The organism is Alkalimarinus alittae (assembly GCF_026016465.1).
Taxonomy (GTDB): Bacteria; Pseudomonadota; Gammaproteobacteria; order Pseudomonadales; family Oleiphilaceae; genus Alkalimarinus; species Alkalimarinus alittae.
In genome coordinates, this window is sequence record NZ_CP100390.1 from 2549189 (window position 1) to 2566825 (window position 17637).

The 17637-nt window shown below is 42.0% G+C and carries 18 protein-coding genes; 5 read left to right on the top strand and 13 right to left on the bottom strand.

Annotated elements, in window-relative coordinates:
- Positions 1 to 46: 46 nt before the first annotated feature.
- Positions 47 to 679: an MBL fold metallo-hydrolase gene (locus NKI27_RS11635; protein ID WP_265049509.1), complete on the bottom strand. Its 633-nt coding sequence runs from the start codon at positions 677 to 679 to the stop codon at positions 47 to 49.
- 182 nt (positions 680 to 861) lie between these two features.
- Here NKI27_RS11635 and NKI27_RS11640 point away from each other — a divergent pair, with 182 nt between their 5' ends.
- Positions 862 to 1863 carry a zinc ABC transporter substrate-binding protein gene (locus NKI27_RS11640; RefSeq protein ID WP_265046219.1) on the top strand — a complete coding sequence of 334 codons (1002 nt, stop codon included), beginning with the start codon at positions 862 to 864 and terminating at the stop codon, positions 1861 to 1863.
- Between the two features lie 28 nt (positions 1864 to 1891).
- On the opposite strand, the gene NKI27_RS11645 is transcribed toward NKI27_RS11640, so the two are convergent.
- Positions 1892 to 2803 carry an AEC family transporter gene (locus tag NKI27_RS11645; RefSeq protein WP_265046220.1) on the bottom strand — a complete coding sequence of 304 codons (912 nt, stop codon included), beginning with the start codon at positions 2801 to 2803 and terminating at the stop codon, positions 1892 to 1894.
- Between the two features lie 70 nt (positions 2804 to 2873).
- Positions 2874 to 3251: a YajD family HNH nuclease gene (locus NKI27_RS11650; RefSeq protein ID WP_265046221.1), complete on the bottom strand. Its 378-nt coding sequence runs from the start codon at positions 3249 to 3251 to the stop codon at positions 2874 to 2876.
- Positions 3252 to 3555: 304 nt separating this feature from the next.
- Between NKI27_RS11650 and dusA the strand changes: the two genes are divergently transcribed.
- From dusA to NKI27_RS11670, 4 genes are all read left to right on the top strand, one after another.
- Positions 3556 to 4596 carry a tRNA dihydrouridine(20/20a) synthase DusA gene (gene dusA, locus NKI27_RS11655; RefSeq protein ID WP_265049510.1) on the top strand — a complete coding sequence of 347 codons (1041 nt, stop codon included), beginning with the start codon at positions 3556 to 3558 and terminating at the stop codon, positions 4594 to 4596.
- Positions 4597 to 4696: 100 nt separating this feature from the next.
- The gene (gene tal / locus NKI27_RS11660; protein ID WP_265046222.1) at positions 4697 to 5653 is read left to right on the top strand and encodes a transaldolase; all 957 of its coding nucleotides are present in this window, start codon (positions 4697 to 4699) and stop codon (positions 5651 to 5653) included.
- Complete coding sequence (locus NKI27_RS11665; protein WP_265046223.1) at positions 5650 to 6114, top strand: tellurite resistance TerB family protein; 465 nt, start codon at positions 5650 to 5652, stop codon at positions 6112 to 6114. Before tal ends, NKI27_RS11665 begins: the two co-directional genes overlap by 4 nt.
- Positions 6115 to 6141: 27 nt before the next feature.
- A complete protein-coding gene (locus NKI27_RS11670; protein WP_265046224.1) occupies positions 6142 to 6879 on the top strand; it encodes a glycerophosphodiester phosphodiesterase in 738 nt (245 codons plus the stop codon).
- Between the two features lie 79 nt (positions 6880 to 6958).
- Here the strand turns inward: NKI27_RS11670 and sthA are convergent, their stop codons facing one another.
- From sthA to NKI27_RS11720, 10 genes are all read right to left on the bottom strand, one after another.
- The gene (gene sthA, locus NKI27_RS11675) at positions 6959 to 8353 is read right to left on the bottom strand and encodes a Si-specific NAD(P)(+) transhydrogenase (RefSeq protein WP_265046225.1); all 1395 of its coding nucleotides are present in this window, start codon (positions 8351 to 8353) and stop codon (positions 6959 to 6961) included.
- A 52-nt stretch (positions 8354 to 8405) separates the two neighbouring features.
- The gene (gene nqrM, locus NKI27_RS11680; RefSeq protein WP_265046226.1) at positions 8406 to 8642 is read right to left on the bottom strand and encodes a (Na+)-NQR maturation NqrM; all 237 of its coding nucleotides are present in this window, start codon (positions 8640 to 8642) and stop codon (positions 8406 to 8408) included.
- Between the two features lie 10 nt (positions 8643 to 8652).
- Positions 8653 to 9777: an FAD:protein FMN transferase gene (locus NKI27_RS11685; protein ID WP_265046227.1), complete on the bottom strand. Its 1125-nt coding sequence runs from the start codon at positions 9775 to 9777 to the stop codon at positions 8653 to 8655.
- On the bottom strand, positions 9743 to 10969 hold the full coding sequence (nqrF, locus tag NKI27_RS11690; protein ID WP_265046228.1) for an NADH:ubiquinone reductase (Na(+)-transporting) subunit F: 1227 nt from the start codon (positions 10967 to 10969) through the stop codon (positions 9743 to 9745). Before nqrF ends, NKI27_RS11685 begins: the two co-directional genes overlap by 35 nt.
- A 48-nt stretch (positions 10970 to 11017) precedes the next feature.
- Positions 11018 to 11629 carry an NADH:ubiquinone reductase (Na(+)-transporting) subunit E gene (gene nqrE / locus NKI27_RS11695; protein WP_265046229.1) on the bottom strand — a complete coding sequence of 204 codons (612 nt, stop codon included), beginning with the start codon at positions 11627 to 11629 and terminating at the stop codon, positions 11018 to 11020.
- On the bottom strand, positions 11629 to 12294 hold the full coding sequence (locus NKI27_RS11700) for an NADH:ubiquinone reductase (Na(+)-transporting) subunit D (protein WP_265046230.1): 666 nt from the start codon (positions 12292 to 12294) through the stop codon (positions 11629 to 11631). Before NKI27_RS11700 ends, nqrE begins: the two co-directional genes overlap by 1 nt.
- A 1-nt stretch (position 12295) precedes the next feature.
- Positions 12296 to 13099: a Na(+)-translocating NADH-quinone reductase subunit C gene (locus tag NKI27_RS11705; RefSeq protein WP_265046231.1), complete on the bottom strand. Its 804-nt coding sequence runs from the start codon at positions 13097 to 13099 to the stop codon at positions 12296 to 12298.
- Entirely contained in the window at positions 13092 to 14291 is a 1200-nt protein-coding gene (locus tag NKI27_RS11710) for an NADH:ubiquinone reductase (Na(+)-transporting) subunit B (protein ID WP_265046232.1), read from the bottom strand. The genes NKI27_RS11705 and NKI27_RS11710 overlap by 8 nt, the downstream gene beginning before the upstream one ends.
- 2 nt (positions 14292 to 14293) lie before the next feature.
- Complete coding sequence (locus NKI27_RS11715) at positions 14294 to 15640, bottom strand: Na(+)-translocating NADH-quinone reductase subunit A (protein ID WP_265046233.1); 1347 nt, start codon at positions 15638 to 15640, stop codon at positions 14294 to 14296.
- A 469-nt stretch (positions 15641 to 16109) separates the two neighbouring features.
- Positions 16110 to 17582 (bottom strand): glyceraldehyde-3-phosphate dehydrogenase, encoded by a 1473-nt coding sequence (locus tag NKI27_RS11720; protein WP_265046234.1) that lies wholly within the window; start codon positions 17580 to 17582, stop codon positions 16110 to 16112.
- Positions 17583 to 17637: the final 55 nt, after the last annotated feature.

Consider the following 17637-nt stretch of genomic DNA (forward strand, 5'->3'; position numbering starts at 1 on the left):
AATTAGTTAAACGGCTGATTACCTAAACCTAAATTTGATGAAAAAACTAATCGGCAACAAACGGATTACTCCTTCGCTCTTCACCAAACGTCGACATCGGGCCGTGACCGGGAATAAATGAGACGTCACTACCTAACGGCCATAACTTTTCTTTGATCGAACGAATCAACGTCGCATGATCGCCTTTGGGGAAGTCTGTACGCCCAATACCGCCGTGAAACAAAACATCACCTACTGACGCAAGCCCCGCTTCTTTACTATGAAAAATAACATGGCCTGGCGTATGCCCTGGGCAATGAACAACATCTAAAGTCTGCTCGCCGACGGTAACCGTATCACCATCTTCTAACCAGCGGTTAGGCGTAAACACTTCGACAGAAGGAAAACCAAACATCTGACTTTGCTGCGGCAAGGCATCAATCCAAAATTTATCGTCTATATGGGGGCCTTCTATGGGGATTGAATACGCTTTGGCTAGTTCAGCAGTCCCACCCGCATGGTCAATATGCGCATGAGTGAGTAAAATCTTCTCTAAGGTTAGCCCTTCATTATTTAGGACTGCTGTAATACGCTCTAAATTTCCTCCGGGGTCAACAACAGCCGCTTTATTAGTGACATCACACCACAATACCGTGCAATTTTGCTCAAAAGCTGTCACGGGCACAATTTGATACTTTATAGCCATCAATTCTCTCTCTAATAACGCGTAAAAAGTTTGATAAATTTACTCACCTTATTGAATCAAACTATATCAAATAACCACAATTAATGGGCTACTTATGATTAAAATCAGCACCATGATATAATCCCCTCGTCTCTATCATCGTCTTTTCTCAAACCTTTTTATAAGAAGATATTTGAATGACTTCACACCCACGCATTAACCGTTATACAAACTTGCTTCCAACTGTAATGACTATTGTGTTCGCTACGCTGACCACATTTGGAACGTTGAAAGCTGACACCACCACGGTTACAACCGCCTCCACAACAAAAGACATTAACGTACTGAGCTCTATAAAACCTATCCAATTAATTACCACAGCAATCGTAGGGGATTTAGGCCAATCCAACTTACTACTCCCACCCTCTGCCAACCCTCATCACTACCAGTTGAGGCCATCACAGAGAACGCGCTTAAATCAAGCAGACTTATTTGTATGGGTTGGGCCAGAACTAGAGCTATTTCTTGTTAAAGTGCTAAAAGTATCTTCTGTTAAACAACTCGCACTCACAAAGGCACTTAAGCTGAACACACGACCCGCTGAAGAGTCAGAAGAGGACCATCATGATGGACATGGTCATCATGCAGCAGACACTCATGGCCACAGTTCTTCAGAACATGGCGGTAGCTTTGACCCCCATATTTGGCTTGACCCAGCCTTTACGCAACAAATTGCAGAAGCTATATACGAACAGCTTATACTTCAGCACCCGCAATCACAGCCACCACTTAAGCTTAATCTGGAGCGCTTTTTAAGCCGCCTCAAAAGCACCGAACAAGCTATAAAAAACCAATTAAACACTCAAAACAAAGTGGCAACTTACACCTTTCATCAAGCCTTCACTCACTTTGCAGATCATTATGGACTTGAAATTTCAGGCATAATAACACCAACACCAGAAGCTCGACCTGGCGCTAAACACTTATCTCAACTCACACGAGAAATCAGCCAGAAAAAGAAAATATGCTTAGTTAAAGAGCCCAATTTTAAGGCACCGTATGTCGACAGTATCACTAAAGGCACAGACGTAATTCTGACCATAGCAGACCCTCTGGCAACCGATATTGATAATTCCGAAACAGGTTATTTCGAGTTTATAAAAGCCATTGCAGACAGCTTTACTAAATGCTCACAGTAGTGATTATTTAATTAAGCTCGACAAGAAGTTAAATAATCCAGACAACCATAAGCGGAATGGTAGCAATCGCCAATAACGTTTGACCACTGACGATTGTTGCCATTAAGTCTGCATCCCCCCCTAACTGCCTAGCTAGAATGTAAGATGATGACGCCGTAGGCAAACAAGAAAGAAGAATAACCACTGTACTTGTCACCTCATCAGCCCCTAATAGTCTCAAAATGGCTAAACTGACAAGCGGAAATACCAATAGTTTAATAACACTTGAAACCGCAAACGATGTTGACGCGCCCCGCAACGCCTTTAAATTAAGCCCTGCACCGACTGCCATTAACCCCATAGGAAGCGCCAACTGGCTTAACGGTTTAATCATGCCATCAATAACCGCATAAAACCTTACCCCTAACATATTAAATGTAATACCCACCACACAGGCAACAATCAAAGGGTTTGTAGCAACGGCTTTAAAGATCCCAGATAACCCTTTTATTTCCCGCTCCCCCCATATTGAAAATGCTAATATGCAAAGCAGATTAATTAAAGGGATCATAATCGCCATCGCAACCGCGGCTGACGGTAAATAAGCGTCACCAAACAGCTCACTAATCGCGGCTAGCCCTACATAAGAGTTAAACCGAATACCGCCCTGATAAATCGAAGTAAAAACAGCACCAGGCCATTTAAGTATTAGCTGCATAACCACTAACAACGTCGATACCGTTAACAGGAACATGATAACAATAATAGTAATGTCACCTAACTCAACGCCGCCACGCTCAGCATTGGTGAGTTTGTATATCAACATGGCAGGGAACAATAAGAAGTAGGTGAACTTTTCAGCCTGAGGCCAAAATGAGTCACCAGGAAACCCCATCCGCCTTAGTAAATAACCTAGAACGATAAGACCAAAAACAGGAACAAGCGCCAGCGAGACAGACATTACTGCATATCCTTATCTTATAAACTGAGCGAGCTAGACTAAACAGTCATCACTAAAAATCATCAATGGGTTACTGATCAGTTTTATTACGCATTTTTTCTTTTAAATCCGCAAAAGGATTAAATGTGGCAGGTGAAGAGGCACTATCTGAACCACTGCCGTACTGCACAAAGTTAACAAATTTCTCATGTTCTTGGTCATGACAATAGATACACAATAACTCCCAGTTACTACCGTCTATTGGATTGTTATCGTGATTGTGGTCAACGTGATGCACCGTTAACTCGCGTAGATTCACTCGAGTGAACTCACGCGTACAACGTCCGCATATCCACGGATATAACTTTAAGGCTTGTTCGCGATAGCCTTTTTCTCGCTGGGCGTTGTAGATTCTCTGTTCAGCGAGAATTTTGTCTAGCTTGCTAGTATCGGTTTTTTTTGAGGTCATTCTATTATCTACCTACACATACACACTCATATTGTAGCACCCATAAAACGAATAAAGTCAGCATCAGTTAAAGATTAATTATCTATTCACAAACGCGGACACGCAGGTCCACCCCTACATAGATTGGTTTTTTTATCGTCTTATTACACACTAGAACCATGAGTGTTCAGTACTACTTCTAGTTGTAATTATCGTCATGTCACACTACCATCTAGCCCTTGCCAGTGTTGCACCGTTTTTGTAAACACCGAGGCATTAATTAAGATTCAAAATGGTCAGTTTTAAAGGCGGTAGTTAATTGAATATGAACACCTCTAACCCAGATACAGTCAGCAATGCAGTTGATCGAAAATTTTGCGTTGCACCAATGTTGGACTGGACTGATAGACACTACCGCTACTTCGCTCGCCTCATATCTAAAAACGCGGTTCTTTACACTGAAATGATCACTACAGGTGCGTTAATTCATGGTGATAGAGATCGTTATTTGCAATTCAACACGCAAGAATCCCCTCTTGCTCTTCAACTTGGCGGGAGTAACCCTGATGAGTTATCAGTGTGCGCTAAGATGGCTGAAGACCTGGGGTATGATGAAGTTAATCTAAACGTTGGCTGCCCTAGTGATCGCGTTCAGAACAACATGATTGGTGCCTGTTTAATGGGGCATCCTGAATTAGTCGCTGAGTGCATTGACGCTATGCAAAATACGGTATCAATCCCTGTAACGGTTAAGCACCGTATTGGCATTGACGATCAGGATAGCTATGAAGAACTCCATCATTTTGTCAAAACAATTGCAGAAACAGGCTGTTCTACATTTATCGTTCATGCGCGTAAAGCTATTCTTCAAGGCTTATCTCCAAAAGAGAATAGAGATATCCCTCCGCTTAAATACGACGTAGCTTACCAACTTAAAAAAGATTTTCCGCCGCTAGAAATCATCGTTAATGGCGGTATAAAAACCATTGATGAATGCCTCGGCCATACTGAGCACTTAGACGGTGTTATGGTGGGCCGAGAAGCCTACCAAAACCCTTGGTTACTTAATCAAGTCGATCAAGCGCTTTATGGTGAATCAGAAAGCTCGCTTACTCGACAACAAGTGCTCGAAGCAATGCTGCCTTATATTGAAGAAGAAATGAAAAAAGGCACTTATCTTGGACATATTACACGCCATATTTTGGGGATATTCCATAGCATGCCAGGTGGCCGTAAATTTCGTCGATATATCAGCGAAAATGCACATAAACCCGGTGCGACTATTGATGTCCTCAAAAATGCCCTCGCTATCGTTACGTCAGAGCAAGCCGCAGCACTAGAAGCACAAACAATCAGTCAAAATTAGAAAAATACAGTACTATTGAGGATAATTTGCTTGTTCTCTAAGCCCCTGTTCAGTATTGTTTACACACTATTATTCGTTTTAATAAGGTGCAGTAAGCGTTATGGAGAACAAGCTAGAACAACTAAGAAAAATAACGACGGTTGTAGCCGATACTGGTGATATAGAAGCCATTAAACGATGGAAACCAGAGGATGCAACCACCAACCCTTCTCTTCTTCTCAATGCTGCTGAAATTCCTGAATATCAGCCTTTGATTGAGCAATCACTCGTCTGGGCATCACAACAAGGTGGTGACTCAACGACAGCACTCCATAATGCAACAGATTACCTTTCTGTCTTGATAGGCAAAGAAATCTTAAACTGTGTTCCTGGTAAAGTCTCGACCGAAGTTGATGCGCGATTATCATTTGATACCCAAGCAACCGTCGATAAAGCCAGAAAGCTAATTTCCCTTTATGAACAACAAGATGTCGACCCTAAGCGTGTATTAATAAAAATTGCGTCTACATGGGAAGGTATCAAAGCAGCAGAGATTCTTGAAAAAGAAGGCATTCACTGCAACTTAACGCTTTTATTTAGTTTCACACAAGCTGCTGCTGCAGCTGAAGCAGGAGCCTACCTTATCTCACCATTTGTTGGTCGAATACTAGATTGGTATAAGAAAGACACTGGTATAACAGATTACCCCGCATCTGAAGACCCTGGTGTATTATCAGTGACTGAAATTTATAATTTTTATAAAGAAAACAGGTACGACACAGTTGTTATGGGTGCAAGTTTCAGAAACACCGGTGAAATTGAGCAATTAGCGGGCTGTGACCGTTTAACAATTAGTCCGGCACTAATGGAAGCGCTGTCTAAAGACACTGGCGAATTATCCCGCAAGCTATTTCCAAACCCTGGCAGTAAGAAAACCGCCCTACCCGTAGATGAAAAGTCATTTAGATGGGAGCTTAATGCTGACCCTATGGCAACGGAAAAGCTAGCGGAAGGGATTCGTAAGTTTGCTGAAGACCAGGTGAAACTTGAACAGAAGTTAAAAGGTTTCACTGCATGATTAGTAGGATCAAACGCTTTTTCGAAGACAACCTTCAACTCGCCAATCACACTCCGCAAGAAAATGAAAAGCAAGTTGAACTTACCTGCATAGCGTTACTAATCGAATTGTCGAAGGTTGATCTATCGATCGATGACGCGGAGCTTAAGGTAATACGTGAATTAGCAAACAAAGAGTTTGGTATCAATAATGATAAAGTCGATGAGATAATCGAACTGGCAAAAGAAGAGGCTGATCAATCAACCTCTCTTTATCAATTTACTGAACTTGTAAACGCTAATTACGAAGATGAAATGAAATATCAGCTCATACTTTCTATGTGGAAAGTTGCTTTTGCAGATGGAAAAATTGATAAGTATGAAGAACACCTCATACGTAAAATTTCTGATTTGATTTATGTTCCTCATGTAAAGTTTATGGAGGCAAAATTCCATGCTCAAAAGGAATTTGCCACTCGTTAGTCGCTGTATCAATTGGATTTAAACGCTGTGAAGATATACGGTCATAGAGGAGCAAAAGGAGAGGCTCCTGAGAATACTCTCGAAGGTTTTATACACGCCTATAAACAGGGAATAAGGCGATTTGAGCTTGATGTACAATTGACTAAAGACGGCCAACTCATTGTCATTCATGACCAAACATTAGAAAGAACGACAGGGGTTGCCACCAAAGTTAAGGACGCAAACTTTAGCGAAATTGAACACCTTGACGCTCGAAAGAATACAGCCGCATGGAGCTCTCACTGTCATATCCCCACCCTAACGCAAGTAGTGAATAGCTGCCCAGACGTTGAGCACTGGCAATTTGAAGTCAAGACGAGCTCTAAAGATCGCTTAAATATTCTGTGCAATAGATTAGTTGAGTATATTCAAGCAAATAAACTTAATGCTACCTGCGTTGTCACGTCATCTAACACTTGGTTTTTAAAAGAGCTAAGGCGTAGAGACCCAAGCATCAAAATTGGTTTTGTTGCCGAATACCGTTTTCCGAAGCCAATTAATACGGCTAAGGCACTTGGCTGCGAATACCTTTGTCTTAATTACACCTTATGCAGCGAAAACTTAGCTAAAGAAACACACAAATTAGGCATTCACCTTTCATGTTGGACGGTGAATAACATACATGAAATGCTTCAACTAAGAGAGCTTGGGGTAGATAGTATCATTACAGACTTCCCTACGAGCGCAATGATCTATTTCGAAAATAATGGATTGATAACTAGCTAGCCGAAAAAAGAGGATTAACAATAGTGAACAGCCAATCACGCTTTAGATATAAGCGTGATTGGCGTTAGTCAGGATTAAATCAAAAGATCCTATTTAAACCATTCAAGGCTGCCACACGGTACGCTTCAGCCATCGTCGGATAGTTAAACGTGGTGTTAATGAAGTAATCTAACGAATTCGCTTCACCTTCTTGAGCCATGATCGCTTGCCCGATGTGAACGATTTCAGCCGCCTGATCACCGAAACAGTGAATACCCAAAATCGCTTTAGTATCACGGTGGAATAAGATTTTCAGCATGCCTACAGGTTCGCCAGTAATCTGTGCTCGCGCTAGATCTTTGAAGAACGACTGCCCTACTTCATAAGGCACTTTTTCGTCTGTTAGCTCTCTTTCTGTTTTACCTACAGAACTGATTTCAGGAATCGTATAGATGCCGGTCGGCACATCATCAACATAACGATAAAAGCTATCCCCCACTAACTCTGAAGAAGCCGCACGGCCTTGGTCATAAGCGGCACTTGCTAACGCAGGCCAACCAATAACATCGCCTACGGCATAAATATGTTCTACTTCAGTACGGTATTGCTTATCGATGGTTAACTGGCCACGAGAATTAGGTTCAAGCCCTACATTCTCAAGTCCTAAGTTATCAGTATTTCCGCTTCGGCCGTTACACCATAAAAAGGCATCTACCCTTAACTTTTTACCAGACTTTAACGTTACAACAACGCTATTTTCGTCACCTTCAACCGATTCATATTCTTCATTATGGCGGACTAATACGCCATTATTTCTCAAGTGGTAACTCAGTGCATCTGAAATTTCATCATCCAGAAATGACAAAAGACGATCACCTGGGTTAATAAGATCAACTTTTACTCCAAGACCTGCAAAAATCGAAGCATACTCTGAGCCGATGACACCTGCACCATAGATAGCAAGCGTTCTTGGTGTATGACTTAACTTAAGAATAGTATCGCTGTTATAAATTCGAGTATGGCGGAAGTTAATATCAGCAGGTAAATAAGGCCTAGAACCTGTCGCTATTACAACGTTTTTTGCATTTAGCACTTCGCTAGAGGTTTGAGACCCTCTAATTTCTATTCTATGGGGGTCAGCAAAGTACGCCGTGCCAGTGTAAAGGTCTACACGGTTTCGAGCATAAAACTGAGTGCGAAGCTTAACTTGCTTAGAAATGACACGCTCAGCATTCTTCAGTACACGAGGAAACGAAAACCAACGAGGTTCGCCAATATCACGGAACATAGCATTAGTGTTAAACGTTATAATTTGCTTAACCGCGTGTCTAAGCGCTTTTGAAGGTATGGTACCTAGATGAGTACAGTTTCCCCCAACCGCTCCTTTATTTTCAATTACAGCAACTCGCTTGCCGTTTTTCGCTGCATTCATTGCAGCACCTTCCCCAGCAGGTCCCGCCCCTATGACCACGACGTCATAATGATATTCAGCCATTACCCTTTTCGCTCCAATATTATTCTTGATATGCCTAGTTTAATAAAAGCCTTTAGCTTTTAGTCGCATCGTAACTTAAGTCTTTAACTGCTTTTCTAGCTTTAACTTTTTCTTGTTCGTCATCACAAATATCTTTATCACCCTTGCAAATGTCACAAGCAACATCCATCCCCAATGTTGCCATTCCGCCGCAAGAGCCCGAAATAGGTTTACGCCCCATCAAAACGCCAACAGACATAGCTAGGATTACGAACCCCATAAATATAAAAACAATCATAAATGTATTCATTTTAAGCACCTCACTGAGCTAAATACTGTTCAAACTGTAGAGTAGATTGACTCTTAAAACCAGAGTCACTCCTGAATATAAAATACGCAGCAATGTTGTTGTCGACGGCAAACTGAAAGCCCTTTTCAGGCCCCATAACCATAAACATGGTAGCCATTGCATCTGCTTCTGCAGAGGTCGGTCTTACGACACTCACAGATGTTAACGTATGCTGGACGGGCATACCGGTTAACGGGTTAATCGTATGTGAATATCTGACACCGTTTTCTTCGTAATAGTTCCGGTAATCTCCGGAGGTCGCCAAGCCTGCGTTAGTTAATTCAATCACTTTATATATCGACCGCTCTTCAGCGGTAGGTGACTCAATTGCTAACCTCCATGGCTCCTTGTTTGGTTTAAAGCCGTTTGCACGAATTTCACCCCCTACTTCGACTAAGAAATTATTGACGCCTTGCAACTCTAAGAAATTAGCCACTACATCAACTGCGTAACCTTTAGCTATCGAAGAAAGATCAAGGTATATATCAGCGCTCTTCGATATAGAACGAGTTTCAGCGTCTAGTGTTAAATGCGTAAAGCCTACGCGAGTTAGCACGTTTTGTAACTGATCTTCGTCAGGGATCTTAACCGGTTTGCCCGTTGGCCCAAACCCCCAACTGTTTACCAAAGGCCCTACCGTCATATCATAGCTACCAGCACTTCTTTGGCTGATCAACTGACCTAATTCGATCACTTCAAACGTTTCAGGTGAAACAGCAAACCATTCGTTCTGTGGAGAAGAATTAAATCGCGATATTTCAGAATCAGGTTTGTAAGTCGACATGAGTCTATCTACACGAATAAGCGAGTCACTTACGCCTACACGTAGATTTTCTAACACCCCTTCATCAGGGGTCAATACGACTTTAATATGATAGCTGCTCCCCATTATTGGGCCAGATATCTCATAGATATGTTCTGAAGTAACAGACTTATTTTCTTTACTATCAGAATCAGCGATTAAATCACAACCAGAAATAAATAAGCCCGCCAAAATGACAATGCTTTTCAGCATTGTCATCGTGGCGGGCTTTATTGAAAATATAGACATGGACTCTTCGTTAACCTCCGAAATCATCCAATAGTATATTTTCATCTTCAACACCTAAATCTTTAAGCATTTTGATAACCGCAGCGTTCATCATTGGCGGCCCACACATGTAGTACTCACAATCTTCTGGGGCTGGGTGATCCTTTAGATAGTTCTCGTACAGCACGTTATGGATAAACCCAGTTAAGCCTTCCCAATTATCCTCAGGCTGAGGGTCAGAAAGCGCTACCTGCCAATTGAAATTATCATTTTCTTTAGCCAGCATGTCATATTCATCCTGGTAGAACATCTCTCTTAGGCTTCGCGCACCATACCAGAAAGACATTTTACGCTTAGATCCTAGACGCTTAAGCTGATCAAAGATATGTGATCGCATTGGCGCCATACCGGCACCCCCACCAATGAAGACCATTTCATTTTCGGTATCCTTAGCAAAGAACTCACCAAATGGACCTGAAACAGTGATCTTATCACCTGGCTTCATATTGAAGACATAAGATGACATCTGGCCTGGTGGGAAGTTAGTTCCCGGAGGCGGTGAAGCGATACGAATATTGAACTTAACAATACCCTTCTCTTCTGGGTAGTTCGCCATAGAATAAGCACGGATAACAGGCTCTTTAACCACTGACTTATACTGCCAAAGGTTAAATTTATCCCAATCACCTCGGTACTCTTCTTCTATGTCAAAGTCTTTATAGTCAACTTCGTGAGCAGGTACTTCTAGTTGTACATAGCCCCCCGCACGAAAATCTACATTTTCGCCTTCAGGCAATGTGAGCACGAGCTCTTTAATGAAAGTTGCTACGTTTTCGTTTGAAGCAACAGTACATTCCCACTGCTTAACACCAAAAACTTCTTCTTCTACTTCAATTTCCATATCTTCTTTTACAGCCACCTGACAGGACAATCTCCATCCTTCAGCTTCTTCACGCTTAGTGAAATGTGACTGCTCTGTTGGCAGCATAGAGCCACCACCGCTTAATACTTTACACTTACACTGCGCGCAAGTACCACCACCACCGCAAGCAGAGGCAAGAAAAACCCCTTCTGAAGCGAGTGTCTGTAACAACTTACCGCCAGCGGGCGTTTTGATCGTATGTTCTGGGTTATCATTTACGCCAATCGTAACATCCCCGGTACTAACAAGCTTTGCTCTAGCTGCTAGTATCACCGCCACCAGTGATAGTACGATGACGGTAAACATGACCACGCCTAAAATAATTTCTGCATTCATGTTTTAACCTTGTTCTTTCTCGTGAGACCAGTTTCGAACTACCGCTAGTTATAGCGAAATTCCCGAAAATGACATAAAACCAAGTGACATAAGACCCACAGTGATAAAGGTAATACCTAAACCACGAAGACCATCTGGCACATCACTATACTTAAGCTTTTCACGGATACCCGCTAGTGCAACGATCGCTAATGCCCAACCAACACCTGCACCGAGACCATAAACGGCACTTTCACCAAATGTATAATCACGCTCAACCATGAACAATGAAGCCCCCATGATCGCGCAATTTACAGTGATAAGCGGAAGGAATACACCCAACGCGTTGTATAGGTCCGGAAAGTACTTATCAAGAACCATCTCAAGAATTTGTACCAATGCAGCAATAACACCAATATAAGTGAGTAGACCCAAAAAGCTTAGATCAACTTCAGGATAACCCGCCCAAGCAAGCGCTCCGTCTTTTAGTAGAGATGTATAAATAAGGTTGTTAATAGGTACGGTAATACCTAACACAACGATAACAGCGATACCTAAACCTAGGGCTGCATCAATTTTCTTAGACAGTGCCAAAAAGGTACACATACCCAGAAAGAATGCCAACGCCATGTTTTCAACAAAAACAGCTTTTATAAATAGGCTAAGATAATGTTCAAACATTAGAATGCCTCCTTAGTAACATGTGCTTTGATCTTGTAGTCTGGTGCTTCATTTTGCTCAGGTTTCCAAGCACGTAAGCCCCAAATAATAAGACCAATAATGAAGAAGGCACTTGGTGGAAGAAGCAACATACCATTTGGCTGATACCACCCACCGTTATTAACCGTTGTCATGATTTCGATCCCGAACAAAGAACCAGAACCTAACAACTCTCTAACAACAGCAACAGCAATCAACATTGCACCGTAACCTAAACCGTTACCAATACCGTCAACAAAACTCATTACCGGACCATTTTTCATGGCGAAGGCTTCAGCTCGTCCCATTACGATACAGTTGGTAATAATAAGACCAACAAATACCGATAATTGCTTACTTAATTCATAAGCAAACGCTCTAAGTAGCTGGTCAACCACGATTACAAGTGTCGCTATGATCGTCATCTGCACGATAATACGAATACTTGAAGGAATATGGTTACGTATCATCGATACAGACATACTTGAGAATGCCGTTACCAAACATACTGCTACAGTCATAACAATCGATAACTGTAGACTTGTTGTTACCGCTAGAGCAGAACAGATACCTAATATCTGTAAGGCTATTGGGTTGTTATTGGCAATAGGGTCCAGAAGAACCTTTTTAATTGTCATATCAGACATTTTAAGCCCCCTCTCTTACACGGTCTAGATACTTACGGAAACCATGATCGCCCAACCAAAAATGTATTAAGTTGGTAACACCACGACTGGTAAGTGTTGCACCAGAAAGACCATCGATTTTATATTCAGCACCAGGCTTTGAAACATCAACACTGCCTTTGATTAACTCAATCTTTGGCTCGCTATTAACATCAAAGTCATAGATTTTTTTACCAGGCCACTGAGCTTTCCACTTAGGATTATCAACTTCTCCACCTAGTCCTGGCGTTTCACCGTGCTGATAAAAACCAAAACCTGCGACTGTGTTGGCATCTTTCTCCAATGCCACAAAGCCGTATAGTGTCGACCACAATCCATAGCCATGAACAGGTACGATAATCGTTTCTATTTCGCCATCCTGCTCAACCAAATATACCTTGGCATATTTTTCACGGCGCTTAATGCTCGCGATATCTTGCTCTCCAGGTAATACGTCAGAGAGCTTTGGATTTTTAGATGCGCTTTTTTGATCATAGTCGATCGCTGAAGCAACACCTATAGTCTCAGGTAAAACATACTGACCTGAATCTAAATCCACCAACTTGGCAGTGATACGCTCAAATGTAGTTTCAATATCTGCAGGTGTAGCGTTCTCTTTGAGAAGACCTGCGGCTGCAAGTATATTTTGCTTCAAGTTAAGCGCTTTATTTTTCTCTTGTATCGGGCGTAATAAAACAACCGAAGCTGCAACAACGACAGAACAAACTAAACAAAGCAGCAGTGCAACAATGATCGTTTTCTGAGTACTCTCTTTATTACTAGACACGTGCTAACCTCCGCTTAATGTTGGCCTGTGTAACGACGTGGTCGATTAATGGTGCAAACAAGTTTGCAAACAGAATCGCTAACATCATTCCTTCAGGGAAGGCAGGGTTAACTACTCGTATCAATACAACCATAATGCCGATCAGCGCACCAAATGCCCACTTACCCTGATTCGTCATCGATGCAGAGACTGGGTCTGTTGCCATAAAGATCATACCGAAGCAGAAACCACCTACCACTAAGTGCCAGTGCCAAGGCATTTCAAACATTGGGTTAGTATCAGAACCAATAGTGTTAAATAATAATGATGTCGCAATCATACCTAGCATTACGCCAGACACTATTCGCCAAGAGGCAATCTTAGTAGCCAGTAGAACAACACCACCAATAAGAATAGCGACGACAGACGTTTCACCGATAGAACCTTGTACGGTTCCTAAAAATGAATCCATCCACGTTAGCTGATCTTTAACAGCGTCCATACCACCAATAGCCGCAACACCTAATGTTGTTGCACCACTGAAGCCATCAACTGCAGTCCATACAGCATCACCAGAAATTTCTGATGGGTATGCGAAGAATAAGAATGCGCGGCCTGTTAGCGCTGGGTTTAAGAAGTTCTTACCCGTTCCACCAAACACTTCTTTACCAATAACAACACCAAACGAGATACCCAAAGCAACTTGCCATAATGGAATATCAGGCGGCAGAATCAGAGCAAAGAGGATTGAGGTAACAAAGAAACCTTCGTTAACTTCGTGCCCACGAACCATTGCGAACAATACTTCCCAAAATCCACCTACGACAAATGCTACGAAATATATCGGAACAAAATAGGTCGCACCGTAGATCATGTTATCCCAAATTGAAGATGCATCATTGCCGGCTAGCATTGCGATAACAACAGATCGTAAGTCGTTCCCCATTACAGCGCCGGTTTCAGCCATATAGGTGTTGGCTTGGAAACCAATGTTCCACATACCAAAAAACATGGCGGGGAATGCACATAACCATACCGTGATCATCATGCGCTTGAGGTCTATGCCATCACGAACATGTGAAGTAGTCGCCGTTACACTAGGAGGCGTATAGAAGATAGTGTCTGCAGCTTCATAAAGCGCATACCACTTTTCATACTTTCCACCTTTATGAAAGTGCGGCTCCATCTTATCTAGAAATTGTCTTAATCCCATGATTAGCCCTCTTTCTCGATGAGTGTTAAATTATCGCGAAGAATTGGGCCATATTCATATTTGCCAGAGCAAACAAATGAACAAAGTGCTAAATCTTCTTCTTCTAGTTCTAGGCAGCCTAACTTCTGAGCTTGCTCAGTATCACCCACTACAAGTGCACGTAGTAATTGAGTCGGTAAAATGTCTAACGGCATGACTTCTTCGTAAGCACCAACAGGAACCATTGCCCTTTCACTACCATTCGTGGTGGTGGTGAAGTTAAATAGCTTTCCTGACGTAAACTTTGACAGATAGATATTCATTACCGAGAACTTGTTAGCGCCTGGTGACAACCAACCTATAAACTCTCGCTTATCACCTTCTTCTAAAACAGAAACCTGATTCGCATAACGGCCTAAGTAAGCGACAGGACCTGTTGCTTTTCGACCGCCAAATACTGAACCAGAAATAATTCGGTTGTTAGATCCGCTATCGGTCTCACCTTTAACAAGGTCAGTTAAGCAAGCACCTACACGCGTTCGAATTAAACGAGGCTTATTAACCTTTGGCCCAGCAATAGAAATAACGCGATCTACATTTAGCTCACCTGTTGTGAACAACTGCCCAACAGCAATAACATCTTGATACCCAATAGACCAAACAGTCTTTTTATCACTTACTGGATCAAGGTAATGGATGTGCGTTCCGGCATTGCCTGCAGGATGAATACCTGAGAACGTTTGCAATTCTATTGCGCTATCAGAAGGCAAAGACACATTAAAGTCTTTATCTGCACATACAAACACTTTTCCATTGGTTAACTGTTTTAGCACAGCCAAACCATTGTTAAAGTCATTTGCAGATTCTTTGATAACCAACTTAGGGTCTGCAGCCAGAGGGTTTGTGTCCATAGCCGTAACAAAGATTGAATTTGGTGTACTATCAATCTCAGGAACCTTGCTATATGGACGCGTACGAAGTGCCGTCCACAAACCTGACTGTACTAGATTATCGACTACCTGTTGTCGCTCGATGCTCGCTAATTGATTTTCTTCGTATTTTGAGAAAACCTCAGCTTCATCACCCTCAACTTCGATAACGATAGATTGAAACACTCTCCTTTCGCCACGATTAACTTCTTTAACAGTACCTGCTGCTGGAGAAGTGAATCGAACACCTGCCGTCTTCTTATCTTCAAACAGCAACTGCCCGCGCTTAACCTTATCTCCCACCTGAACAGCCATAGTTGGCTTCATACCGATGTAATCAAACCCGACTAGAGCCACATTGCTCACAGTCTTTGTATCGGTAATCTTTTGCTCAGGGGCACCAGATATAGGTAATTCCAGGCCTTTCTTGATATTAATCATTAGCCCCGCCTAATCATCAGAAACTTAAAACGTTTACGCCAACATATAACAAATGCTTAAGGCATTTTTTAATCAAAACCTCCTATTGGTTGCTCCCGAACCAGAAAGTTTTGCCTGCTATATTTTTAACGCACCCAAAAACGCCCCAATTATAAAGAGCATAGCGCTATTTTTCTATACAACTTCACAATTTAATCGTTAATCTATTCATTCAATCGCTATTAGTGAGCCTCTTCTGCTATATCCTTGAACAAGATCAAGTGAAGGCGAAAAAACCACTAACCATTTAGTAGTACAAAAGCGACTAAAAACCTAGCCTTACATAGCCATAAGATAGAAACCACTTTAAACCTAGTACACCAAACGCAAAAAAGCTCGGTAAAACCGAGCTTTTTTAATACTAAGACGCACTTGTAATAAACTGACACTTAATTCCTTAAGGTAAACTTATTAACAACTACATTTCAGCCTACTTTTTCAATTTTGGAAATACAGAGTAGTCTACGCCACACATTTCGTTTGATAAACGAACAACTTGAGCACTATATCCTGCTTCGTTATCGTACCAAACATAAAGGATAGCACGATTACCATTCACGATAGTTGCCTGAGCGTCGACAATACCTGCAGAACGAGATCCTACGAAGTCAGACGACACAACCTCAGGAGAGTTAGTGTATGCAATCTGCTTCTGAAGCTCTGAGTGCAAAGAAACTTCACGCAAATAAGCATTCATTTCTTCTAACGTTGTCTCTTTCTCAAGATTCAAGTTAAGAATAGCCATTGATACGTTTGGTGTAGGTACACGAATGGCGTTACCGGTTAACTTGCCTTCCATTTCTGGAAGCGCTTTAGAAACAGCCTTAGCTGCGCCTGTTTCAGTTAACACCATGTTAAGCGGCGCACTTCGTCCACGACGACTGCCCGCATGATAGTTATCAATCAGGTTTTGGTCGTTAGTGTAAGCGTGCACTGTTTCAACGTGACCGTTAACAACCCCAAACTGATCATTTACAGCTTTAAGCACAGGTGTAATAGCGTTTGTGGTACAAGATGCAGCAGAAACAATTTTATCGTCAGGCGTTAGCATGCTGTTGTTAATGCCATAAACGATATTTTTGATATCGCCTTTACCTGGTGCAGTCAATAGAACCTTACTTACACCCTTGCACTGCAAGTGTTGACCAAGACCTGCTTCGTCTCTCCAGATACCCGTATTATCAATAACAAGTGCGTTATCAATACCGTACTCGGTGTAATCAACCTCTGAAGGAGAATTTGAGTAAATAACCTGGATGTAGTTACCATTTGCGATGATCGCTTTACGCTCTTCATCGACAGAAATCGTACCATCAAACGAGCCATGAACAGAGTCACGACGTAACAAGCTAGCACGTTTCTCTAAATCATTATCAGCCTTACCTTTTCGTACGACGATAGCACGTAGACGAAGGTTAGCACCACCGCCCGCTTTTTCTATCATGATGCGCGCAAGTAAACGACCAATTCGGCCAAAGCCATATAGAACAACATCTTTAGTTTTAGAAATGTGCTGCTTAGCATCTTCTGCATCGTACTTACCGACGATATCCGCTAACTCTTCTCTCAAAAATGCTTCTAGTGATGTATCACCAGCTTCTTTTTGATATTTAACGGCAAGCTTACCAATATCAACGTGCGCATGACCTAACGCTAGCTCATCTAAAATCTGTAGTACTTTATAAGTGTCGTGAACAGACAACTCATTATCTTCAACCTGTCTAACAAATCGATGAGACTTGAGAAGCCCGATTACAGATTGATTTATAATGGCACGGCCGTAGACTGATGTAACAACATTGTTTTTGCGATATAAACGTCCAATCATTGGAATCATTGCTTCAGCAATAGTTTCTCGCTCGTTCCAGTCAACAAAACACGTATCCGTAATGTTCTGAGCCACGTTAGGCACCTCTCAAGTTGCACAAAAAATAAGGCCGCATATTATCCACCTTAGT